The following is a 23830-nucleotide window of genomic DNA, read 5'->3' on the forward strand; positions in this document are numbered from 1 at the left end:
AATCAAGTCGGAGGTGAACATATGTCTGACAAAGAACGCGTAGAAATACGCATGCCAAAAATCATTTTAGAAAAAGTAGACGCCTATCAAAAAGAAAATGGACTGACGACAAGAACAGCAGCTATCCTCGAACTAATAAGAAAAGGTCTTGAAAAATAAATTCAAGCTATCGCTTGACCGACATTCATCTCCCACTTTCACTGGTGCTTCGCACCCATACGTTTAGAAGTGGGAGACTTCTTTCGAAATTACGTTAAAAGGTCCTATCCATTTTACTTGGGGCAGGACCTTTTGATGTGTCAGATTAAAGTGTCTAATTCATCGACCTGTCTGCTTATTTTATCAGATTCACCCATTATTACTAATTCGAACTAAATCTGGAATGTTATTTATTATAATTCACGGTCCAAGATATAGGAAGAATTTGAACTCGCTTTGTCTTTTTTCTTCAGAAAGAAAAGAATAATTCCTTAAACCAGTGCATTTTTCTAAAAAGTAAGTATAATAAAACCTAATGACTAATTGAGAATATAGAGCACAAAAGAAACGAGGCAAATATTTAATGATTACAGTAACAGATGTAAGCTTGCGTTTTTCAGATAGAAAACTGTTTGAAGACGTCAATTTAAAATTCACAAACGACAATTGCTATGGTGTGATCGGTGCGAACGGTGCCGGTAAGTCGACATTCCTTAAAATCTTATCCGGAGAAGTGTCTCCATCGACTGGTGACGTTTCTATGCCAAGTGACCAGCGTATGGCTGTTCTGAAGCAGAATCACTTTGATTACGAAGACTATACGGTCATCGACACCGTCATCATGGGACACGAACGTCTCTATGCTATTATTCAGGAAAAGAACGACATCTACATGAAGCCGGACTTCTCTGACGAAGACGGCATTAAAGTGGCTGAACTTGAAGGCGAATTTGCTGAACTGAACGGGTGGGAAGCTGAACCTGAAGCCACTACTCTGCTGCAGGGGCTGGGTATTCCTGAAAATCTGCATAGCCAGAAAATGAGCGAACTGACAGCTGGACAGAAAGTGAAAGTCCTCCTGGCTCAAGCTCTGTTCGGTCAGCCCGATGTCCTGCTTTTAGATGAGCCGACAAACGGACTCGATACACAGTCCATTATCTGGCTGGAAGAATTCCTGATCAATTTTGAAAATACTGTTATCGTCGTTTCCCACGACCGTCACTTCCTGAACAAGGTCTGTACGCATATGGTCGATGTCGACTTCGGTAAAATCAAGCTCTTCGTCGGAAACTACGATTTCTGGCTTGAATCAAGCCAGCTGGCTGCCAAGCTGCAGGCTGATCAGAACAGCAAAAAAGAAGAGAAAATTAAAGAACTTGAAGCCTTTATTGCACGATTCAGTGCCAATGCATCGAAATCCAAGCAGGCAACCTCTCGGAAAAAAATGCTGGATAAAATTACGCTGGATGACATTCAGCCGTCTTCACGCCGCTATCCGTTTGTCGGATTCAAGCCTGAGCGTGAAATCGGAAACGACTTGCTTCGTGTAGAAAATCTGTCTAAAACAATTGACGGAAAACAAGTCTTAAGTAACATCTCCTTCAATCTGGGCCGTGACGACAAAGTGGCATTTGTCAGCCGTAACGATGTCGCCATTACAACTTTATTCAAAATCATTATGGGTGAAATGGAGCCTGATACTGGATCATTCCAGTGGGGGATCACGACTTCACAGGCCTACCTGCCAAAAGATTCGTCAAGTGAGTTCAACAACAGCTCAATGACTATTCTTGACTGGCTACGTCAGTATGCTTCCAAAGAGGAAAACGACAACACATTCCTGCGTAGCTTCCTGGGACGCATGCTCTTCTCCGGTGAAGAAGTGCTTAAAGAAGTCAACGTACTGTCCGGTGGAGAAAAAGTCCGCTGCATGCTGTCCAAGCTGATGTTGAGCAAAGCGAACGTTCTGGTACTTGATGACCCGACAAACCACCTTGATCTGGAATCCATCACGTCGCTGAACAACGGACTGATCGATTTCAAAGGGTCTGTCTTGTTCGGTTCACATGACCACCAGTTCATTCAGACAATAGCCAACCGCATCATCGAACTGACACCAAATGGCGTCGTCGACCGTGCGGAAACCACTTATGATGAATTCCTTGAAAATAAAGACGCTCAGAAACAAGTCGCTGCTTTATACGAAGCCTAAGACAGACCTGACTGACGTTTAAAAAAATTTATTCAGCCGACTTAAGAGACTTGATTCTCTTGGGTCGGCTTTTTTTATCCGCCTTTAAAGGAAGTTGACTAAATGGTGCTTTTAATTATAGCTTGAGTAAATTCTGATCCGTTTTTTCAACTTAAACGAATATGTCATGCTCCATTAATAAGTGCTTCAACATATGTAGTTTCTACCTTCAGAAGGCACTTCGTATCAATGGTAAAAATTGACAACGGTTTCCGGTTGTGCTAGATTTTGGATAGCATAATGCACGAAGAAGGGAAGGATACATATGGGAAGAGGAGGCGGCCGTGGCGGCGGAGGAGGCTTCAGTGGCGGTGGACGTGGCGGTGGTTTCGGCGGTGGTCGAGGCGGTGGCGGACGCAGCAGTGGAGCCGGTAGAGGCGGCGGAAGCTTCGGTGGCGGTGGTCGAGGCGGTGGCGGCTTAGGCGGCGGTTTCGGGGGCGGCGGCTACAATAGGCGACCCAGACATTACGGGCCTCGCATGGGACCGATCTGGATGTTTGGCGGTTTAGGCCGGCGAAGGAGATACCCTCGAGGTGGCGGTGGCTGTGGATTTATGGGCTGCGGCAGTATTTTCACCGTCATGATATTCCTGTTCATCATGTTCAGCCTACTGTCTACAGTAGGGAACTTTGGATCAAGCGGAAACGGTGGATCAGGTAGTATCACTACGTCCACTGTTGAGCGAGAGCCTTTGCCCTCAGGTTCCGTAAATGAAACGGATTACTATACAGATAACTTGGACTGGATCGGGAATCACACCCGTATGGTCGACGGACTTCGCCATTTCTACAATGAAACGGGTGTCCAGCCTCATGTCTACATCACTGGAGATATTGACGGCAATACATCACCTTCAATGGATGAAGTGGAAGCATACGCAAACAACTTATATGATGAATTATTTACAGATGAAGCCCACCTTCTGCTGGTTTTCCTTGAACCTCGGCCTAATGACTACACGACCTATTATGTCGTTGGTTCTCAGGCTAGAAGTGTGATCGATAGAGAAGCAGGAGACATCCTGCTCGACTACCTAGACAGATATTACGCTGATGGCAACCTGACTGATGAAGAATATTTCAGCAACTCCTTCAGAGATGCAGCTGATCGGATCATGGAAGTCACGACATCTCCATGGATCCCAGTTCTGAGTATTTTCGGGCTCGTTGTTCTGATTTACGTGTTATATAAATGGTGGAAATCACGTCAGGATGCCAAAGAAAAAGAAGCTAAACGGACAGATGACATGCTGAACAAACCGATCGATACATTCGGGCGTTCAGAAGCTGAAGATCTATCTAAGAAGTACGAAAATGACGATTGGGATAATTATTAACATGCACCATCACTATAGGAGGATGAAGACATGGCAATTTTAGACCGCTTTTCAGATATTATCAGTGCGAACGTCAATGCACTGATCGACCGTATGGAAGATCCGGAAAAAATGATCGACCAGTACTTGCGTAAGATGATGGACGATCTGGCAGAAGTGAAGCAGAATACAGCCAGTGTTATGGCAGAGGAAACACGAGCCAAACGTCTGGTGGATGATAATGAAGCTGAAGTAGCCAAGTATGGTAACTTTGCTAGAAAAGCCTTGGAAGCAGGCAACGACGGTGATGCACGAGTTTTTCTTTCCAAGAAGCAGGAACTCGAAGATATTGGCACAGGACTCACTAATGCCTATGCAAAAGCACATGAGAATGCAACCAAGATGCGGCAGATGCATGACAAACTGGCCACTGATATAGAAAAAATGCGTCAGCGTCGGGCTATGATAAAAGCTCAGCTGTCCGTTGCAGATACTCAGGACAAGCTGAACAAAGCGTCAGAATCTTTTGGAAAATCTAAAGGGGCTATGAGCTCATTTGAACGGATGGAAGAAAAAGCCAGCCGCCGTCTGGATGAGTCCAACGCTATGGCTGACTTGAATAAGGAATATAAAGACGAAGCAGCGACCCTTGAGGAAAAATATGCATCAGAATCAGGGGCCGCAGCTGTTGAAGATGAACTTGCCCGCATGAAAAAAGAGATGGGTCTGTCTTCTTCAGATGAAGACTAATTTTATACTAAATGGACAAAAAACTGCCGTTTACCGATCTGGACGTACAGTCCTTCCGGTAAACGGCAGTTTACTTATTTGAGTCAGCTGCATTGACTGTTTTGACCTACTCGCCCTCTTCTTCAATCGAGAATACTGGAGTAGAAAGATAACGTTCACCGGTATCCGGAGCGACAGTCACGACCGTTTTCCCTTTGCCCAGCTGTTTTGCCACTCGAATAGCTGCCGCAATGTTGGCACCTGACGAAATACCAACCAGTAGCCCTTCTTTCCGGGCCACTTCACGCGTCATGTCAATGGCTTCTTCACTTGTCACTGTTATGATTTCGTCGATCAGATCCCGTTCAAGGATGTCCGGAATGAAACCTGCCCCGATCCCTTGGATTTTGTGCTTCCCTTTTTCTCTTCCACTTAATACCGCTGATTCGTGCGGTTCGACCGCAATGATTTGAGCAGCAGGGTTATGCAGTTTCATCACTTTCCCTGCGCCAGTGAGCGTTCCGCCCGTTCCGACCCCTACTACAAAGGCATCAGGAGTCTGGCCTTCAAGTGCTTCGATGATTTCAGGACCCGTTGTCTGAATATGAACAGCAGGATTTGCCGGATTCTTAAACTGAGACGGCATGAAGTAATTATCCTGTTCGGCTAGCGTCTGAGCCCTGTCCATGGCTCCCGGCATGCCATCCTCGCCAGGCGTCAGTTCAAGTTCTGCGCCATAAGCTTTCATCAGGGCACGTCTTTCCACGCTTAACGTATCCGGCATGACAAACACTGCCTTGTACCCTTTAGCCGCAGCAATCATCGCCAGACCAACACCTGTATTTCCACTGGTCGCTTCAACAATCGTATCGCCTTCTTTCAGAAGACCCTCTTTCTCTGCCTCTTCAATCATGTTCAAGGCAATGCGGTCTTTCACACTACCTCCTGCATTACGCATCTCGATTTTTACATAAACATCTGCATAATCATCCGGTACCAGACGGTTCAGTTTCAATAATGGTGTCTGACCGATTAATTCTGTAATGGATTGGGCTATTTTCACATTTACACTTCCTCAATTGTTAGTTTGTTTACAGTCTAGTATGTATAAGCTAATTATACAAGAAAATGGTATCAGACAGAATAGAAAGAAATCTCCGACCGCCTGTAATGAGTTCAGCGGTCGGAAGATGTAATAAGTCTATTCGATTTCAATACGTTTAGATCTGGACTGTGTCGGATTTTGCTTAGGCAAAGTAATCGTTAATATCCCCTTGTCAAACTGTGCACTGATGTTGTCTTCATCGATATCCTGAATGATAAACTGACGACTGAATGAACGACTGGAACGCTCTCTTCTAATATACTGACGTTCATCATCGCGTTCATCTGATTCAGTTTCTTTTTTAGCAGTGATTGACAGAACGTTGTCTTTATAATCCAGTTCAATGTTTTCTTTTGACATGCCCGGTAATTCTGCTTCTACAACGTATGCCTCATCTTTTTCAATGATATCCGTCTTGAACTGACCGAAGTCTCCGAAGTTCTGTCCTAACGCATCATCGAAAAACCGTCTGCCGAAATCCATGAAGTCCCTTCTTGTTGGGAATAAGTCACTCATCTCAGACCCTCCTTTCTCTCGTTACTAATGCTTTCCCTTATCCTCACCTATAGTGTACTCTTTTCTTTTGAAAAGGCAAACAAAATAAACTGGATTTCATATGGGATTTCAACAGATTTCGGTTAATCTTTTACTGTCAAATGACGTTTGCACCTGCTTCATTGAGATACTGGCTACATATTTGGCATCTGCCAAAAAATCAACTTCCAGACCTGATTAATGGGACTGGAAGAGGATGCTCGTCTCTATTCAGTTATTAAGACGCTTTTCAAGTTTGTCTACATATTGCTTGTCGAAAAGTGGCTTGATCGACTGGTGTCTCTGGATCCGTCTGATCGCGTCCCCTAAAATCGGAGCGATACTGATGACTTCAATCAGTTCGCAGCTACTTTTTTCTCTGATATCGATCGTATTCGTCACGATCGCTTTTTTGATTCCCGACCGGTCGATCCGATCGATGGCGTTGTCAGATAACACAGGATGTGTCACGCAGACATACACATCTTTTGCACCGGCATCCTTGAGCATCTCGCAGGCTTTTGTGACAGTATGTGCCGTGTCCATGATATCATCGAATAAGATACAGGTGCATCCTGACACGTCACCCACTACATGCATTTCTTCATCAATATCTTCATCTGCCAGTCGTTTGTCGATAATCGCCAACCGGGAGTCAAGCAGCTCAGCCATTTCTCTCGCTCGAGAGACTCCGGCATGATCTGGTGAAACAACAACGGTCTCCTCTCCCCCAAAATCTCTATCAAGGAAATAGTTCGCCAGCGTTGCAATGGCGGACAGATGATCCATTGGAATATCGAAAAAGCCTTGAATCTGAGGTGCATGCAGGTCCACCGTTATCAAACGTGTCGCTCCGGCAATCGTCAGCATGTTCGCTACCACTTTAGCTGTAATCGCTTCACGCGGTCCGGGTTTCCTGTCCTGTCTGGCATACCCGTAATAAGGCATGATCACATTGATTGTCCGTGCACTAGCCCGTCTCAATGCATCGATCATGATCAGGACTTCCATAATATAGTCGTTGCTCGGATCATTTGTGGACTGCAGGATATACACATCAGCTCCACGCACACTTTCTTCTATGTTGATCCGTATTTCTCCATCTTCGAACCGGGTAATATCCGCTTTGCCCAGCTCCATTCCAATTTCCTCAGCAATTTCTTCAGCCAAGGGACGATTGGAATTCATTGAAAACAGCTTCAAATTAGATTGTCTGATTTCTCTATCCATGACAGCCTCCACTCATTCGACGATCCCGTCTTTACCTTAATTTAAGCATACTTATGTAAAAATGCAAGCGTTAGCGAAAGGAAATTATATCATCGTTTGTCGCTGGGTTGCATCCTTAGAATCGATCAGGACCCATTCAGGAGAGGAGATTTAAGAGCCCATAATGGGTATTCACCCTCTAATCTATAGGCTGACGATAAATGTGCTACACTGGGACTAAACACTTAAAGGAGACGATCGACAGATGACATTTTCATTCAATGGTCTGGACCACTTTCAGATTACCGCACCCTTAGGGACAGAAAAAGAGGTCAGACACTTCTTTATAGAGGTCCTTGGGTGTCCCGAAGTCGAGAAGCCTCAGTCCTTGAGCCATTTTGACAGCCTCTGGTTTGATATGGGCCGGCACATTATCCATGTCGGACTGGATGCAGATCATCGGCCTGAAAAAAGAGGCCATCCCGCTTTTGATGTCAAAAATATTCAGGGTCTGATGGATCGGCTTGACGACCATGGCGTCGCTTATGAGGAAGACTCCAACATGCCCGGAGCCCGTCGCTTTTATACGTACAGCTTCTTCGGTCATCGCATGGAGTTTCTTGAATGGACCGACAAACCGGACACTCTGAAAACGCAAGCTGAAAAAGCCGGTGAGCAATGAGAATGTTTCAAGGCAGATAAAAAAGCAGGAGTGCTCCTGCTTTTTTCCTTTTAAACTGACAGGTTGTTTCAGTTTAAGACGATTCTTGCTGCTGAACTAGATTATGAATGATTCAAAGTAAAGTTTACGAGTTCAACTTTAGTCTGTACTCTATCCATCTTCGGATTGGTTTAGTTTATGAGGGGGAAAATAGCCTATACTACATTATACATCAAGTAGAATACAGTTCAGCTGCTCAAGATGCTCTAAACTCAACTGTTACTGGCTGTCCTCAATCACTAACTTTTTATTGATGGGTTTGAGCAGGTCCTGTACCTTTTCGGGATCAGCTTCCAGATCAAGATACAGCTGTTCCTGTTCAGGCTCAAGAATGACCGGCATGCGGTCATGGATCGGCCTCATCTGGTCATTCGCTTCAGTTGTAAGGATTGCATAGGTCAATATACTATTTCCATCCTCATCATCGTAGCGTTCACACACCCCTGCCATTGAAAAGACTGACAGATTGCTAACAGCGATCCGCTTCTTGTCTTTTTTCTTCTGGCCTTCTACTGACTGCCACTCAAAAAAGTAACTCGCCGGCACGAGGCACCGTTTACTGATAAACGGCTCTTTAAAGGTTTTCTTCTCCAGTATACTTTCTGAACGGGCATTGATCAGCGGCCGTTTTGCAAATCCAGGAGTAAATCCCCATTTGATCGGATAAAGTTTCTTATTCGCCAGCAAGATAATGTTGCTGGTTGTCGGAAAAATCTCTTCCTTTTCCTCAAACGAATAGTCCCCTAACGTATAGGCATCCTGATCGAGGTGGTACCTTTCAATCAATTCTTCTTTTGAGACCGTCAGTCCATATCTTCCGCACATGGAAGTCCCTCCTTTAGACCTTATTCGCTGGCAGTTTGATTTATGTATCTCTTTCTATTCTATCAGAAATAGCTGCCTGGACCGGCCAGAAAGGCTTTTTACTGAGCATATTGACTGATTAATTATAAATGTAGAAGAGATAGGTTTTCTTATCGGGAAGTGCCTTCCTAAAACGGTCAATGACTGCGAACAGTTTCTCCTTTTTTACAGGTTTTAATATATAGTCCATAGCACTGACTTCATATCCCTGACCTATGTAATCGGTATAGCCAGTTACAAATAGAAGCTTGATGTCATGATTCTGCTTCCGAAGCTGTCTAGCCAGCTCCATCCCATTCATGTCTCCCATTTCAATATCCAGTACCAGCAAGTCGAAAGCTTTGTCTTCTTCAAAGTGAAACAAAAAAGCTTCTGCCGATGCAAAGGTTTCAAAGGACAGAGATACACCGTGTTCATTTCCATATTCATTCAGCATTTTCTGAAGCAAATTCAACTGCACTAGATAATCTAGACAATGTGAATTAATAACAAAATATAAAAACAGCAAGTGATTTTGTCTACAATAGGTTATAATTTATAGTAACAAACTATAGGAGGGTTTCAAATGGAAACAAGCACACGTTCTGCACTTGAACAGAGAAATGGACGGCAGTCATTTTTTGATGGCGGGCTGTTTCAGCTGATTGGCTGGTCACTTCTCGGCCTGATCGCTACAGTTTTATCTTTTGGTCTCTTATATCCTTGGAGTTTATGTAGACTCTTTGGATGGCGGATCAACCACACAGTTATAGACGGCCGTCGTCTGCACTTTTCAGGGTCAGCAGCCGGACTGTTCGGGAACTGGATCAAGTGGTGGGCACTGACCATCATCACACTCGGCATTTACGGCTTCTGGGTTCGCATTAAACTGGAAGACTGGAAAGCCAAGCACACGCATTTTATCAGTTAATCCATACATAAAGCCCACAATCTTCAGTTTATCCTCTGAAATCGTGGGCTTATATTTTTTAAATGTAGACGAGTTTTCACATTACTATTTATCCAAAGGCTCCCATTTCCATTCGATCACTTCAGGCATATCATCGCCGTGTTCACGAATGTAATGATGGTGCTTGTCCAGCAGCCGGTCCATCTCGTTTTCAAATTCTGCAGCCTGTTTACCGTATACTGCGTGGGCAGCGTCTTTCGCCAGATGGAAACGGTCGAGTTCATTGACTACTCGCATATCGAATGGCGTCGTCACGTCCCCATTTTCCCGGTAGCCATGAGTAATCAGCTGTCTGTTTTCTCTATCGAAAAACAAGTCTCTTATTAACCCTTCATACCCATGGAAAGCGAAGAGAACAGGTTTATCCTTAGTAAACAGCTTATTAAAGGCTTCATCACTCAAGCCACGTGAATCCTTTTTCTGGCTGGCCAGTTTTAACAGGTCCACCACGTTGATGAATCTAACACTCAAATCAGGATAGGCTTTGTGAAGGATCGATATCGCGGCCAAGGCCTCCAGATTCGGTTCTGTTCCGGCCGCGGCGATGACGATATCCGGGTTATCAGAGTCATTGACGCTTGCCCAGTCGATCACTTTAAGTCCTTTGTCGATCAGCTCCTCTGCTTCTTCCGCTGAATAGAATTGCGGACGCGGATGCTTGCTTGATACGATGAGATTCACTTTCTGTGTCGAGGTCAGAACTTTATTCATGACAGCCATCAGTGAATTGGCATCAGCCGGGAAATACGCTCTGATGTAGTCACGCTTCTTGTCGGCCAAATGCGTGCTGATGCCAGGATCCTGGTGCGTATACCCATTATGATCCTGCTGGAAAACTGATGAAGACGCAATGATGTTCAGTGACGGATACTTACGACGCCACTTCTGTTCGTCAGCTTTTCGTATCCATTTAAAATGCTGCGTCAGCATCGAATCGACAATGCGCAGAAAGCCTTCATAACTGACAAAGAACCCATGGCGGCCTGTCAGGACATAACCTTCCATCCAGCCTTCAGCCTGGTGCTCGGACAACTGTGAGTCGATCACACGTCCGGTACTTGACTGCGCTTCATCTTCCGGTTCATCGATATCTTCCATCCATTGGCGATCTGTCGTCTCCAGGACTTCATTCAGCCGATTGGACTTCAGTTCATCGGTACTGATGATCCGGAAATTATCTGGATTTAAATCAATAATGTCACGGGCAAATCGACCGAACACCATCATATCCTTTTCCTTTTCAGCTCCAGGCGTAGATAGTTCAAGTGCGTGTCTGTGCCAGTCAGGAAGCTTCAGTGGTTTGGGATCGATGCCTCCATTGGTTACAGGATTGGCTCCCATCCGTTTGTTTCCTTTTGGTGCGATAGCTTTCAACTCTTCGATCAATTTGCCCACTTCGTCAAAGAGCTCTTCTGGTCGGTAAGCGGTCATCCAGTCAGTTAATGCTTCACTGTATTCCATGCTGCCTTGCTCTGCAGGGATCGGCACCTGATGCGATCGGAATGTCCCTTCAACCGGCTCCCCGTCCCATTCTTCAGGTCCCGTCCATCCTTTTGGACTGCGGAGAATAACTACCGGCCAGTGCGGCATCTCAGTATCTTCTGCCGACTTTTGACGCGCGTTTGCTTGAATAGACTGAATCTGTTCGATCGCCTGATCCAATGTGTCAGCCATTTTCGGATGCATGCTGTCGGGATCGTCTCCTTCGACAAATAAAGGAGTCCAGCCGAGACCTTCAAAGTATTTCGTCAGTTCTTCATCCGACTTGCGCGAAAGAATCGTCGGATTTGCAATTTTGTAGTCATTCAAATGCAGGACAGGCAGGACTGCACCGTCAGTTACGGGATTGATGAACACATTTGAAAACCAGGAGGTAGCCAATGCACCAGTTTCAGCTTCTCCGTCACCAATAGTGACTGCCGCAATCAGATCAGGATGATCCAGTACCGCACCTGTCGCATGAGACAGAGCGTAACCCAGCTCCCCACCTTCGTGAATGGATCCAGGTGTTTCTGGAGCCGCATGAGAGCCGATTCCTCCCGGGAAAGAGAACTGCTGAAACAGTTTTGCCATACCCTCTTCATCTGTCGTTATATCTGGATAGACTTCCGAGTAACTCCCATCTAAATAGGCATTTGACACCATGACTTGACCGCCATGACCTGGTCCTTCAATGAAGAACATGTTCAGATCGTACTTATTGATGACTCTGTTCAAGTGGGCATAAACAAAATTCTGTCCTGGAACGGTCCCCCAATGCCCGATTGGATTGATTTTAATGTCCTCTTTTTTCAACGGACGCTTAAGCAGGGGGTTGTCTTTCAGATAAATCTGTCCGATCGACAGATAATTCGCCGCCCGCCACCAGGCATCCACTTTATTCAGATAATCTTCAGAAGAGTAATTGACTTCACTCATTAAAAAAGGCTCCTTTCCTGATTCTGTAAGATTTTACGTTCAATCTACTTTAGTTTACTGTAGCATAACCTTATTTATCCTACCAAGAATAGCCATTAGGAGTCGTACGCGTTAAATTTTAAAGTCTTTACTTTATGAACGACCAAGCCCTTAATGATGTTTTATCCTATATAATTACTACTCTCTTTTTCCAGAATTGTTTTCAAATAATACTCGCACTCGGCTGTTTTTTTAAAAACGATCAGTTCGCACGTTTCTGGTAGATGCCTCTGTACTGTCTGTAAGAGTTTTTCTCTCCGTCTGGTTTTAAAATTCCAGACATACTTCAGAAAAGCAAGATCGATTCGTTCAGGGCAGCCTGGAGCCATATCTTCTCTTACTTTCCCATAGGAAGTAAGCACACGTTTCAACACGCGATAAACATATAGATACCTCGGGTAATCTAAAATAATCACGTGAGTACTCTGAGCCAGTCTAGACTTCAATGTTCCGCTGTAATTCCCTTCGATTACCCATTCATCGTTTGCTTCCAAGATGGACTCTACTGATTCGGCTAATCTTTCTTTAGATTTTTCAACCCACCCTGGATCAAAGAAGAGCTGATCCATATGAAAAACAGGCAGATGAAACAGACTTCCTGCTTGCCTAGCTAAAGTTGACTTGCCCGATCCCGATGGGCCTACAATGGTTACGCGTTTCATAACGTCCTCCCTTATTCCACGATAAAAATGGGACCTAACATATCCCATCATTTGTTATTTTTGCATTACTTCAATCTTATCATCTTTTTATCGGTAAGTTCTCATGGGTCAATAAATACTACTATCCTACCAGTTAAAGGGCCATCACTCCATAGCTGATTACACTCTTCCGGGACTATAATTTGATCTTTAGACTACTGCTACAAACTGTAGCGCCTGATATGACAAGCTTTTTCGTCCCTTCCACATCCTGTAGCTGGATTTATCCCTTTGCTAATTATACAATTAAATTAAGCCATTAAAGGAGGCAGATAAATGAAACTAGGAGATAAACTCAAAGAAAAAAGACTTGATGCAGGATTAACTCAAAAGGAGCTGGCAGATACCCTTCACGTCTCTCGTCAGACTATTTCGAGCTGGGAGGTCGGTCGTACCTTTCCGGATCTGACGATCCTAGTCACATTGAGTGACATATATGATATACCTTTGGATGACCTTGTCAAAGAAGATTCCCGTTTAGTGGATCACATCACGGAGAAAGTTAAGAAGAGTGAGCGTAGAAAATATATTAATATCGTACTTAGTTTTCTGCTGTCAGCGGCAACTATTTTCCTAGTCTATCTGGGTCTTCAACAGCATCAGGCAACACAAACAAATGAGTACGGCCTGAGTCCTAGCGACATATATAAGTCGACGTGGGAAGTTCACTACGATCCTACCCGAGAACTTGACCAGTCTTTCATCTCATTCGATAACAATAGAGTCGGAATACTGAATATATACGACCCTAGAATATCAAATCCCAACATATCAGACGAAGAACGAGCAGACTTCGAAGAAGCATGGGTTGCTAGAGGACTTGAAGATGGACTAAATACTTACAGAAATTTGGAAGTTGATGTTGAGGAAGAGACATACATCGTCTCTGCACAAGGCTTACGTATCGAGTTCACTCGTTTAAGCAGTACCATAATAAGAAATGAAGATGGCATTGAGTATCATAGAGTGCTGGACGAATCGACTATTGATGACTTATCCTCTATCGATGAGTGGCTGACAGAAGAAAATGAAACAAACGATGGTTCATAAAAAACATGCACTCTATTAGCAATTATGTCTAATAGAGTGCATGTTTTTAAAATTACTGCATAACCCAGTGATTTGCTTTCACTTCTTGTAATGTCTGGCCTTCTAGAGATATTTCTACCGAATCATCATGTGCAAATGATGCATCCGTGGCCGTATAGTGCGGATCAGGCACCGGTATAGCAGACAGCAACTTTCTTGTGTAATTATGCATCGGATTTGTAAACAGTTCTTCTGAATCAGTCAGCTCGACAATTTGACCTTTATACATCACAGCTACCCGGTCAGACAGCTTTTTGACTGTCGCCAGATCGTGAGCAATAAACAGATAAGTCAGATTCAGTTTGCGCTGCAGCTCTTCCAGAAGATCCACTATTGTCAACTGGACGGATGCATCCAAAGCAGATAACGGTTCATCCAGCACAATGAATTCTGGTTCGACAGCAAGTGCTCTTGCGATTCCGATACGTTGACGCTGCCCCCCTGAGAATTCATGAGGGAAACGCTTTGCAAAGGATGTGTCCAGACCGACTAAAGTCAGCAACTCTTCAACACGTTCTCTACGCAGTTTCTTATTCGCTGCCAGTTTATGAATATCCAACGCTTCTCCAATAATATCCTCTACTGTTTTACGTGGATTGAGTGAAGAGTATGGGTCTTGGAAAACAAACTGGACTTTCTTTCTCATTTCTTTCATCTGTTTTTTCTTAAAGGTATTTAAATCACTGCCTTCAAAAATTGTTTCACCACTTGTTGCTTCATGAAGACGAAGGAGTGTACGACCGGTCGTCGATTTCCCTGATCCGGATTCACCTACCAGACCAAGAGTTTCACCTTTATAGATATCAAACGAAATGCTATCAACAGCTTTTAAAGTATTCTTTCTCCCTATAGGAAAATGCTTAGCCAGTTTATTGACTTCCAACAATTTTTCACGCGTGCCGGAGTATATTTGAACCAGCTTCTCTTTTGATTCAGGTGATTTTTCCTCATGCAGGTTAGGAATAGACGCCAGAAGTTTCTTTGTATACTCTTCTTTAGGAGACGTAAATATTTCACTAGTCGTTCCACTTTCAACTACTCGTCCCTGATTCATGACAACGATTTTCTCACACATATTGGCTACTACACCGAAGTCGTGTGTGATTAGCAGTATGGACGTTCCGGTTTTTTCTTGAATATCTTTAATCAGGTCCAGAATCTGAGCCTGAATCGTTACATCCAAAGCCGTCGTTGGTTCATCCGCAATCAGCAGTTTCGGGCTACATGCCAATGCAATGGCAATGATGATCCGCTGTCTCATTCCCCCTGAAAATTCAAAGGGATACTGATCAAATCGTTCGTCAACATTCGGGATCCCTACTAGACGCATAATTTCCTTCGCTCTAGCAGCTGCCTCTTTTTTCGATGCATTTTCATGAATACGAATCGTTTCGGAAATCTGCTTTCCTACTTTCATTGTAGGGTTCAGTGAAGTCATCGGGTCCTGGAAAATCATGCCGATGTCATTTCCACGTATTTTTCTCATTTCTTTTTCTGATTTACTTAATATATCTTCTCCATTAAAGGTAATGATACTTTCTGATCCGACCACTGCATTATTTCCTAGAAGCTGCATAATAGCTCGAGCAGAAACACTTTTCCCACTCCCGGATTCGCCAACGATCCCAATTGTCTGACCGTGGTCGATGTCAAAGGATACATCGGATACCACTTCCAGAAGGGTGTCCCCTGTAGAAAACGATATGTTCAAATTTTCTACGTGAAGTAATTTATCTTGCACTTTCATTCATCCTCTCGAATACACAATCTATACTCATGAAGACAAGCTCTAAGCCTGCCTATTATTACTCTCTCGTTTACTCTTAGTTCAGGTCAATTCGTTTATTGAGCAATCGATAGATGACATCGACCATAATATTGACAAAAACAAACAGGAAGGCAAAGACCAATACTCCTCCTTGAACAACCGGAAAATCTCTAGCTCGAATCGAGTTAATGATCAGTCGTCCCAACCCATTGATTGCAAATACTGTTTCTGTAATAACCGCCCCACCAAGAAGAGAACCAAATTGCAGGCCGACGACTGTCACTACGGGTACCATTGCGTTACGCAAGGCATGCTTGTAAATAACTTTTTTCTCACTGACTCCTTTTGCGCGTGCCGTTTGAATGTAATCCTGTTCAATAACCTCAAGCATACTTGAACGCGTCATTCTTGCAATAATAGCTGAGCCGGCCGTCCCTAAAGTTATGACAGGTAGAATCATCTGCTGAGGGGTACCCCAACCTGAAGCTTGGAACCAGCCAAAGCCTTGGAACCAGCCTGTCCCAATGACCAGCCATTGTATGAGCATGAGTCCTAACCAGAAATTAGGCATGGATAAACCAAAAAGTGCCCCGAACATGAGTGCGGAGTCGATAAATGTATACCGCCGGACAGCTGACACGACCCCTGCAGTCAGCCCGATAAATACCGATAATAATGTACTATAAAATGCCAGCTCTACCGTTGGAGCCATTCTTCCGAAGACTTCAGTAGATACAGCTCGTCCACTACGAATCGAGTTGCCTAAATCCCCTCTAACGACGCCACTTACATAATTATAGTACTGGACTGGAACGGGATCATTTAAACCCAGTCGTTCTCTCGCTGCTTCAAGCTGTGCAGGAGATGCACTCTCCCCCGCCATAATCTGAGCCGGGTCACCGGGTATCAGAAGCATCATACTGAACGTCAACACAGTCACACCAATCAATACGGGGATGGTCTGTATCAGTCGTCTACCTAAAAATTTCAACACAATAATTCCCTCTTTTCTAGTTTTTCGATTTCGGATCCAGCGCGTCTCTAAGTCCATCGCCAAAAATGTTGAAAGCCAAGACAACAACTACGATAGCCAGTCCTGGAATTGTAGATACATGTGGCGCATCCCACATGTAGTTACGTCCATCACTTAACATTGCACCCCATTCAGGTGTCGGCGGTTGTGCGCCCATTCCTAAGAAGGATAGGCCACTAGCAGTCAAGACAGATGTTGCGATATTAAGTGTTGCCTGAACAATAATTGGTGAAAGTATATTAGGAAGGACATGCAAAACGATAATTCTAAAATCACTTGCACCTAAAGCTTTTACAGCCTCGATATATTCCAGCTCTCGAACTTCCAATGTAGACCCTCTCGAAATACGGGCAAACACGGGAATTGAGAAAATCGCTACAGATATAATAACGTTATTCATTCCACCACCTAAGACACTGACAATAGCAAGCGCCAGAAGGATTCCCGGAAAGGCTAATAGAATATCCATAAATCGCATGATTATAGTATCGACCCAGCCCCCAAAGTAACCGGAGACAACTCCAAACGCTACTCCAATAGTCATCCCAATCAGAACAGATGAAAATCCTACTCGCAATGTGATACTCATACCGTGTATAATTCGGCTGAAGATATCTCTCCCGTGATGGTCTGTTCCGAACCAGTGCTCCAAGGAAGGACCAACAAGTCGGGCGTCATAGTTTTGAGCGTTAGGGCCGTATGGTGTTAAATACGGACCTATTAAAGCAGTTAAAATAAGCAATATGATCAGCGTTCCTCCAATAAGTGCTGATTTGTTACGGTAAAACTTCTTCCAGAAATCCTGAAACCTTACAATATTGTGATTAACGGGCTCCTGCCCACTTGGACTTCCGGTGTTTAAATTTACTTCTTCCTGCATAATACTTGTTCCTTTCTATTCTACGTATAAAAGACGCGATTCTTTATTCATTAACAGCATGAAAAGTGAATAAAGAATGACGACTTTCGAAATTATAAAACAATCATATTTATCTATTTTTACATATCACTCCCTTTTTTGCAACATAATTTGAGTCAATAGATTAGTAAATGCCCATCAAAGTATTAGTGTAATTATATTTTGTGTAATCTTAACTTAATTCTTTTTCTTATTCTCTAATGGAAGTTAGGGTGGATCTGCCCTTTAAATTAAAATAAGGTTAGAAAGACATTCTAAAATATTAATAAATAACTTGACTTTTAAATAGTTCTTCGATATAGTATAACTTATATTTTACTTTACAAATGTTACACGATAAAAGGAGAGTGCATTAATAATGAGAAAAATGAATAAGCGATCGTTATTCTTCACTTCATTAACTGCTGCAGCGCTTTTACTTGCTGCTTGTGGTACAGATGATAGTGATCCGATCGACGGTGGAACTGATCCCGGAGAAGAAACTGGGACTGATACTGAAGGTGCTCAGGGTGGAGATTTAGTTATTGGTCAACTATCTGATGCTGTTTCTCTTGACCCACATGGTTCAAATGATACTCCTTCAAGTAACGTTGCTTACAATATTTACGAAGCGCTACTGATTCAAGATGAGAATATGGAGCTTCAACCTGGATTAGCAACAGAATGGGAAAGGGTCGATGACTTAACATGGCAGTTCACACTACGTGAAGATGTTACCTTCCATGATGGTTCTGAATTCAACGCTGATGTTGTTCAAGCCAACTTCGAACGTATTCTTGATGAGGATATTGCTTCTCCTCGTGCGTTCTTGTACGAAATGGTAGAGGAAATTAATGTTGTCGATGATTATACTGTCGAGTTTGTGACCGAGTATCCATTCTCCCCACTTCCAGCACATATTGCTCACAATGGTGGAGGAATGATATCAGCAGAAGTCATCGCAGAAGACTACGAAGCAATTGAGAACGGCTCTGAACCAGGAAGTGTCATCAATGAAAACCCTGTCGGTACCGGACCATTTGTATTCGAAAGTTGGACTCCAGGTGACGAAATTGTTCTTAACAGAAACGACGATTACTGGGGTGATGCACCAGCACTTGATTCCATCACTTTCCGAGTCGTTCCTGAGGGATCCACTCGTCTAGCTGACCTTGAAACAGGTGCGATCCACATCTCAGACCCACTCAGCCCGTCTGATGTTAGTCGTGTAGAAGGTACTGACGGCATGTCTGTCATCAGTCAACCATCTGTTAGTCTATCATACATCGGATTCAATGCTCAAAAAGAGCCATTCGATGATCCATTGGTACGTCAGGCTATTTCTAAAGCCATTGATAAAGATACGATCATTAACGGAATCTACGATGGTGTAGGGATTCCTGCAGAGAGCCCGTTAGCTCCAGGTGTCTTTGGGCATGACGAAAATATATCTGGTCTTGAGTACAATGTTGAAGAAGCACGTGAACTGCTTGCTGAAGCAGGTTACGAAGATGGCTTCTCCACTACCATTTGGACAAATGACAACCAGGATCGTATTGATACGGCTACAGCAGTACAAGCACAACTTGCAGAAATCGGCATCGACGTTGAAATCGAGATTGTTGAATGGGGTGCGTATCTTGAAGATACAGCTGCCGGCGAACACGACATGTTCATCCTAGGATGGTCAACAGTAACTGGTGATGCAGACTACGGTCTGTATCCACTGTTCCACTCTGACAACTTCGGTGTAGCGGGTAACCGTACATTCTTCGCTACTGATGAACTAGATTCAGTACTTGAAGAAGCACGCCAAAGCTCTGACGAAGACGAACGTCTTGACCTTTACAGCAGAGCTCAAGAAATTCTTGTAGATGAAGCGCCTATGATTCCCATCCACCACCCGGAATTCCTTCTGGCTGTAAGTGATGATGTAGAGGGACTATGGCAGCATCCAACAGGTATCTTGATGCTGAGAGATGTGTCACTTAATCAGTAATTAGATCAATACCAACACAAAACGGCAGAAGTCATAAACATGACTCCTGCCGTTTTTTTGTGGTTTCTTTATTTAACTGCGCCACTGACACGACGAGATAACGATCTGTGATCATTTAATAGTGATGAATCTGAAGATAGTCCAGTTTTCTGTTTCTTTCCTGAAGACCAGAATAAAGTTAGCAATAATCCTGTTCCTATGAGCGACAACGTATAAGTTGGTAACCCCAGTTCGAGTCCCAGACCAATTGGCTGGCTCACGATATAGACAAATACTGCGTACAACATAAAAGTTGCTGGGATAAGTGTGACAAGATAGTTTTTGTCCTTAAGATACAGATAACGGGTAGATACTAGCAGAGCAATAACTGCAGTGACTTGATTTGCCCAATTGAAATATCTCCACAACAGATTAAAGTCGATTTGTGTTAGTCCGAAAGAAATGACATACAAAGGAATCGTCAGCATTAAGATTTTCTTCAATGTATCCTGCTTGATGTGCAAGTAATCTGCCAGAATCGTACGTAGACTTCTGAATGCAGATAATCCAGACGACAGCGGAAGCACAATGACTCCAAAGATAGCTACCGTCCCAACAATATTCCCTAATAATAGAATAGAGACCTGGTTGACGACTACACTAGGTGTGCCGCTGGCAATCATCTGGCTTAATGTCTGCCCGTCAAAGAGAGACATCGCTGCTGCAGCCCAGATCATGGCAATTATGCCTTCCCCAATCATCATACCGTAGAAGGTAAAGCGTCCTTCTCGTTCATTTGTGCTCGTTCGAGAAACCATTGGTGATTGCGTCGCATGAAATCCTGATATCGCTCCACAAGATATCGTAAAGAACAGAATTGGAAATACCGGCGTACCTTCCGGGTGCCAGTTGGATAAAGTCGCTGGGGAAAGATTCGGAATACTGTGCCCTCCAGCTAGTAAGCTCGTTCCAATAGCGATGGTACTGATAATCAATATGGCTCCAAAAATCGGATACACCTTACCTAGAGCTTTATCAATAGGCAATACAGTAGAAACAATATAGTATATAAAAATCATGCCTGTAATCATACCGATCGTTATCCAGCTTGGCGTAAAGTTTAATATAAGACTCGCAGGTGACGTTACAAATACTGTTCCTACTAACAGTAAAAGGAGCATCGTAAAGATATTGACCACGTGTTTGACTGGCTTTCCAAGATATTTACTCGCCAGTTCCGGCAAGTGAGCACCGTTATTCCGAAGAGAAATCATTCCTACCATGTAGTCATGAACGGCTCCCGCAAAGATCGCTCCAAAGATAATCCATACGTATGCAACAGGACCATAGAGCGCTCCCATTATTGGGCCGAAAATGGGTCCAGTCCCTGCAATGTTCAACAACTGAATGATTGCATTCTTCCATTTCGGCATAGGAACGAAGTCATAACCATCTCTAAGCGTTTCTGCGGGAGTTGGCCGATCTGGTTCGATAGTAAAGTTTTTTTCAATAAATCTTCCGTAAGTAAAATACCCAAGAATGAGGACTGCTATCCCACCTATAAGCGTTATCATTTTATTTTCCTCCAGTTTTTGAAAGCGTTATTTTTATAAGCTTAGTTTACTGGAAGAAAAGCCTTCATGGTTTATTTTTTGGTGAACTACCTGTTTGCTGAGATGAAATGCAATAATCAGCAGATGAGTGACATCAGATATTTACCTTTTCACGGAAAACTTGAATATAGGATCGGCTGACAGGTACTTTAATACCAGTTTCAAGCGTAACTTGGTAAGTATTGTTGAACCACGGTTCTATAGCCTGTATTTTATCCAGATTAATAATGTAAGATCGATGCACACGCATAAATGTCTCTTCTGGTAACTTTTCTTCCCAAAACTGTAAAGTCCCTTTACTTTCATGCTGATTATTATCTTCGTGAACAATCACTTTCCCTTGCATCGCTTCTACCATGACGAGCGAAGACATTTTCACCATATAAATCTTGTCCTCTGTTTGGACAGGGACGGCATCCGATACCGGCTTGCTTATTTGCTCTTTTGCTGATGATGATTCACTTTCTCTTATTGCCTTATCTAACGATGCTCTTACTCGCTTCTCTTCGAATGGCTTCAATATATAATCTCTGGCATTTTTTTCAAAAGCTTTGAGTGCGTACTGATCTTACGCCGTCGCAAATATAATAACCGGCGGATCTGGAATTTCATTGATGAGATCAGCCAGCTCCATTCCACTTTCATCCGTCAAATGAATATCCAAGTAAGTAATATCGATTGACTGAGTAAGCATGATTTTCATAGCATCCTGAATCGAGTCGGCTTCTTCTACATGAGCCACTCTTGAATCTTGTTTCAATAGATGACTTAATTCGGCCCTTGCCAAGTATTCATCTTCCACAATCAGTATATTCATTGGAGACCCCTTTTCTTAGGAATGTGACTTTTTAAAACAGTTCCTGTCTCACCTGTTTGAATCTGAAGCCCTGATTCTTTTCCAAACAAACTGACAAGCCGTTTATTTAAATTCTCCACGGCAGAACCCGTGCCTTCATCTGAAGCCACTTTTCTGATCCCCAGATCTTTTAAGACAGCTTCTTTCACACCTGTACCATTATCTTCTACACTTATTTCAACCTTGTCTTCTTGACTGGCTATTCTAATGACAACCTCATTGTCGCTTTTTCTTCCTTTAAAAGCATGTTTTAATGCATTTTCTACTAATATTTGAATCATGAAAGGGGGAATTGAATACCCTTTAACCGAGTCATCAATGTCTTTGACCACGGTAAATCGATCCGGAAAACGGGCCTGTTCCAGACTTAAATAGGCATCGACTTGTTCCAGTTCTTTTTCAATCGTTATGAGATTTTCTCTCGCACCCTGAAGATTGGAACGGAAAAATGCACTCAGCTGAAACAATAAATCTCTCGCTTGCTCACTGTCTATTCTAATCAAGGCAGAAATGGTATTCAATGCATTGAAAAAGAAATGAGGGTTGACTTGAGCTTGTAGTGACTTAATTTCCGCGTCCTGAAGCAATCGCTTCTGAAGATCCACTTCTCCAAATTCCAGCTGACTAGAGAAAATTTTACCTAGACCTTCTGCCAATTGTCTTTCGACATAAGTCAGATCATTATGATCAGTAAAGTAGAACTTCAAGGTCCCACGTACATTGTCTCTCACAGTCAGGGGTATCACAATTGCGGCCTCAAGCGGACAATCTTTAACATGACAACCAATTTCTGTGCGTGAATGAACCTCCTTGACATCACCTGTCTGGATCACTTCTTTAGACAGGTCAGTCAAAATCAAATGTGGCGGCTTATGATGATCACTTGCAGCTCCCACATGCGCCACAATTTTTTCCGTGTCAGTGATACTGACTGCAGAAACCTTCATTGTATCGAGAATGATTTTAGCTGCTTGCCCCGCTGCTTCCTCGGTTAAACCTGCTCTGAAATAGGGCAAGGTCGTATCCGCCAGATCCAGCACAGCATGTGTCTGAACGGCTTTTGTCTCCTGCTCAAGTTTATTGAAGGATTGAATAATCGAAAGGAAAAGAGCCATCCCTATGCTGTTTGTCAAAATCATCGGGAGTGCAATCAGCTGAACTAATTGCCAGGCTTGAATAAAGTTGCTGCTTAGCATGAGAATCGCTGCCATCTGAACCATTTCTGTAAGCGCACCAATATAAACACCCTTAATTGGCAATGGAAAAACCATCTTTTCGATCGATGCCTTGCCGAACAATCCTGAGAGTAAACCAATTAGTGTAGAAGATATAACGTAGATATGCGGATCACTGCCCCCTTGAAGATAACGTGTAAAACCAGAGACTAGGCCCACAACCAGCCCAACTGGTGTCCCTCCGATCAGACCAGATACCCCGATAGTCAAAACACGAGTATTTGCCAGGGAAGAAGTAACATCCAACGGGATAAACAGCTGATTCACAATTTGCTGATCTCCACTGATTTCAACCCCAGTAAAATTTGATATGAAGGCAAATAAGCTGAATATGATCATCAATTGCAGTTTGTTTCTCCAGCGATTTCTTTCTTTTAGGACCTTCTTGAAGTAAGGTATGCTTAACAGAACATATGCCAATACGATTATCAGTCCAACACGCTCAAGCATCAATATAAATAGAGTACCCAAAGACATCCCCCTTTCATTTTTAGTATAGTTTAACACAGGCAGACTAGAAACTGATCCCATAAATAAACTGAAGAA

General features: G+C 43.4%; 21 protein-coding genes. 7 read left to right on the top strand and 14 right to left on the bottom strand.

The window, feature by feature from the left end:
• The first annotated feature begins 562 nt into the window (after nt 1-562).
• The 3 genes from BLR76_RS06160 (at nt 563) to BLR76_RS06175 (ending at nt 4295) form a co-directional block, all read left to right on the top strand.
• A complete protein-coding gene (locus tag BLR76_RS06160; protein WP_091266844.1) occupies nt 563-2191 on the top strand; it encodes an ABC-F family ATP-binding cassette domain-containing protein in 1629 nt (542 codons plus the stop codon).
• A gap of 304 nt (nt 2192-2495) precedes the next feature.
• The gene (locus BLR76_RS06170; protein WP_218121409.1) at nt 2496-3566 is read left to right on the top strand and encodes a hypothetical protein; all 1071 of its coding nucleotides are present in this window, start codon (nt 2496-2498) and stop codon (nt 3564-3566) included.
• Nucleotides 3567-3596: 30 nt separating this feature from the next.
• A complete protein-coding gene (locus tag BLR76_RS06175; protein WP_091266846.1) occupies nt 3597-4295 on the top strand; it encodes a PspA/IM30 family protein in 699 nt (232 codons plus the stop codon).
• A gap of 106 nt (nt 4296-4401) precedes the next feature.
• Here BLR76_RS06175 and cysK read toward each other — a convergent pair whose 3' ends face one another.
• From cysK to BLR76_RS06190, 3 genes are all read right to left on the bottom strand, one after another.
• Complete coding sequence (gene cysK / locus BLR76_RS06180) at nt 4402-5337, bottom strand: cysteine synthase A (protein ID WP_091266849.1); 936 nt, start codon at nt 5335-5337, stop codon at nt 4402-4404.
• 138 nt (nt 5338-5475) lie between these two features.
• The gene (locus BLR76_RS06185) at nt 5476-5895 is read right to left on the bottom strand and encodes an Hsp20/alpha crystallin family protein (RefSeq protein ID WP_091266852.1); all 420 of its coding nucleotides are present in this window, start codon (nt 5893-5895) and stop codon (nt 5476-5478) included.
• Nucleotides 5896-6144: 249 nt separating this feature from the next.
• Nucleotides 6145-7143, bottom strand: a complete 999-nt coding sequence (locus BLR76_RS06190) for a ribose-phosphate diphosphokinase (protein ID WP_091266855.1) — start codon at nt 7141-7143, stop codon at nt 6145-6147.
• 244 nt (nt 7144-7387) lie between these two features.
• Here BLR76_RS06190 and BLR76_RS06195 point away from each other — a divergent pair, with 244 nt between their 5' ends.
• Complete coding sequence (locus tag BLR76_RS06195; RefSeq protein ID WP_091266857.1) at nt 7388-7804, top strand: VOC family protein; 417 nt, start codon at nt 7388-7390, stop codon at nt 7802-7804.
• Nucleotides 7805-8062: 258 nt separating this feature from the next.
• On the opposite strand, the gene BLR76_RS06200 is transcribed toward BLR76_RS06195, so the two are convergent.
• Both BLR76_RS06200 and BLR76_RS06205 read right to left on the bottom strand, forming a co-directional pair.
• Nucleotides 8063-8668: an SOS response-associated peptidase gene (locus tag BLR76_RS06200; protein ID WP_091266858.1), complete on the bottom strand. Its 606-nt coding sequence runs from the start codon at nt 8666-8668 to the stop codon at nt 8063-8065.
• Nucleotides 8669-8786: 118 nt separating this feature from the next.
• Nucleotides 8787-9155, bottom strand: a complete 369-nt coding sequence (locus BLR76_RS06205; RefSeq protein ID WP_218121410.1) for a LytR/AlgR family response regulator transcription factor — start codon at nt 9153-9155, stop codon at nt 8787-8789.
• Nucleotides 9156-9272: 117 nt separating this feature from the next.
• Between BLR76_RS06205 and BLR76_RS06210 the strand changes: the two genes are divergently transcribed.
• Nucleotides 9273-9617, top strand: coding sequence for a DUF898 family protein (locus BLR76_RS06210; RefSeq protein WP_091266860.1), 345 nt, complete (start codon nt 9273-9275; stop codon nt 9615-9617).
• Between the two features lie 84 nt (nt 9618-9701).
• On the opposite strand, the gene BLR76_RS06215 is transcribed toward BLR76_RS06210, so the two are convergent.
• Both BLR76_RS06215 and BLR76_RS06220 read right to left on the bottom strand, forming a co-directional pair.
• On the bottom strand, nt 9702-12074 hold the full coding sequence (locus tag BLR76_RS06215) for a phosphoketolase family protein (RefSeq protein WP_091266862.1): 2373 nt from the start codon (nt 12072-12074) through the stop codon (nt 9702-9704).
• Nucleotides 12075-12235: 161 nt separating this feature from the next.
• A complete protein-coding gene (locus BLR76_RS06220) occupies nt 12236-12775 on the bottom strand; it encodes a P-loop NTPase family protein (RefSeq protein WP_091266865.1) in 540 nt (179 codons plus the stop codon).
• A 315-nt stretch (nt 12776-13090) separates the two neighbouring features.
• On the opposite strand from BLR76_RS06220, the gene BLR76_RS06225 reads away from it, so the two are divergent.
• Nucleotides 13091-13864, top strand: coding sequence for a helix-turn-helix transcriptional regulator (locus BLR76_RS06225; protein ID WP_091266866.1), 774 nt, complete (start codon nt 13091-13093; stop codon nt 13862-13864).
• A 52-nt stretch (nt 13865-13916) separates the two neighbouring features.
• On the opposite strand, the gene BLR76_RS12360 is transcribed toward BLR76_RS06225, so the two are convergent.
• From BLR76_RS12360 to BLR76_RS06240, 3 genes are all read right to left on the bottom strand, one after another.
• The gene (locus tag BLR76_RS12360) at nt 13917-15644 is read right to left on the bottom strand and encodes an ABC transporter ATP-binding protein (RefSeq protein WP_091266867.1); all 1728 of its coding nucleotides are present in this window, start codon (nt 15642-15644) and stop codon (nt 13917-13919) included.
• An 82-nt stretch (nt 15645-15726) separates the two neighbouring features.
• The gene (locus BLR76_RS06235; RefSeq protein ID WP_091266870.1) at nt 15727-16665 is read right to left on the bottom strand and encodes an ABC transporter permease; all 939 of its coding nucleotides are present in this window, start codon (nt 16663-16665) and stop codon (nt 15727-15729) included.
• Between the two features lie 16 nt (nt 16666-16681).
• Nucleotides 16682-17584 (bottom strand): ABC transporter permease, encoded by a 903-nt coding sequence (locus BLR76_RS06240; RefSeq protein WP_091266872.1) that lies wholly within the window; start codon nt 17582-17584, stop codon nt 16682-16684.
• Nucleotides 17585-17981: 397 nt separating this feature from the next.
• Between BLR76_RS06240 and BLR76_RS06245 the strand changes: the two genes are divergently transcribed.
• The gene (locus tag BLR76_RS06245; protein WP_091266876.1) at nt 17982-19601 is read left to right on the top strand and encodes a glutathione ABC transporter substrate-binding protein; all 1620 of its coding nucleotides are present in this window, start codon (nt 17982-17984) and stop codon (nt 19599-19601) included.
• 68 nt (nt 19602-19669) lie between these two features.
• On the opposite strand, the gene BLR76_RS06250 is transcribed toward BLR76_RS06245, so the two are convergent.
• From BLR76_RS06250 to BLR76_RS06265, 4 genes are all read right to left on the bottom strand, one after another.
• Nucleotides 19670-21154 carry a carbon starvation CstA family protein gene (locus tag BLR76_RS06250; protein WP_091266879.1) on the bottom strand — a complete coding sequence of 495 codons (1485 nt, stop codon included), beginning with the start codon at nt 21152-21154 and terminating at the stop codon, nt 19670-19672.
• A gap of 133 nt (nt 21155-21287) precedes the next feature.
• Nucleotides 21288-21713: a LytR/AlgR family response regulator transcription factor gene (locus BLR76_RS06255; RefSeq protein WP_091266882.1), complete on the bottom strand. Its 426-nt coding sequence runs from the start codon at nt 21711-21713 to the stop codon at nt 21288-21290.
• A gap of 48 nt (nt 21714-21761) precedes the next feature.
• Nucleotides 21762-22010, bottom strand: a complete 249-nt coding sequence (locus BLR76_RS06260; protein ID WP_091266885.1) for a LytR/AlgR family response regulator transcription factor — start codon at nt 22008-22010, stop codon at nt 21762-21764.
• Nucleotides 22007-23755 carry a sensor histidine kinase gene (locus BLR76_RS06265; RefSeq protein WP_091266891.1) on the bottom strand — a complete coding sequence of 583 codons (1749 nt, stop codon included), beginning with the start codon at nt 23753-23755 and terminating at the stop codon, nt 22007-22009. Before BLR76_RS06265 ends, BLR76_RS06260 begins: the two co-directional genes overlap by 4 nt.
• Nucleotides 23756-23830: the final 75 nt, after the last annotated feature.

It is taken from the genome of Alkalibacterium thalassium (assembly GCF_900101165.1).
In the GTDB taxonomy this organism is placed as follows: Bacteria; Bacillota; Bacilli; order Lactobacillales; family Carnobacteriaceae_A; genus Alkalibacterium; species Alkalibacterium indicireducens.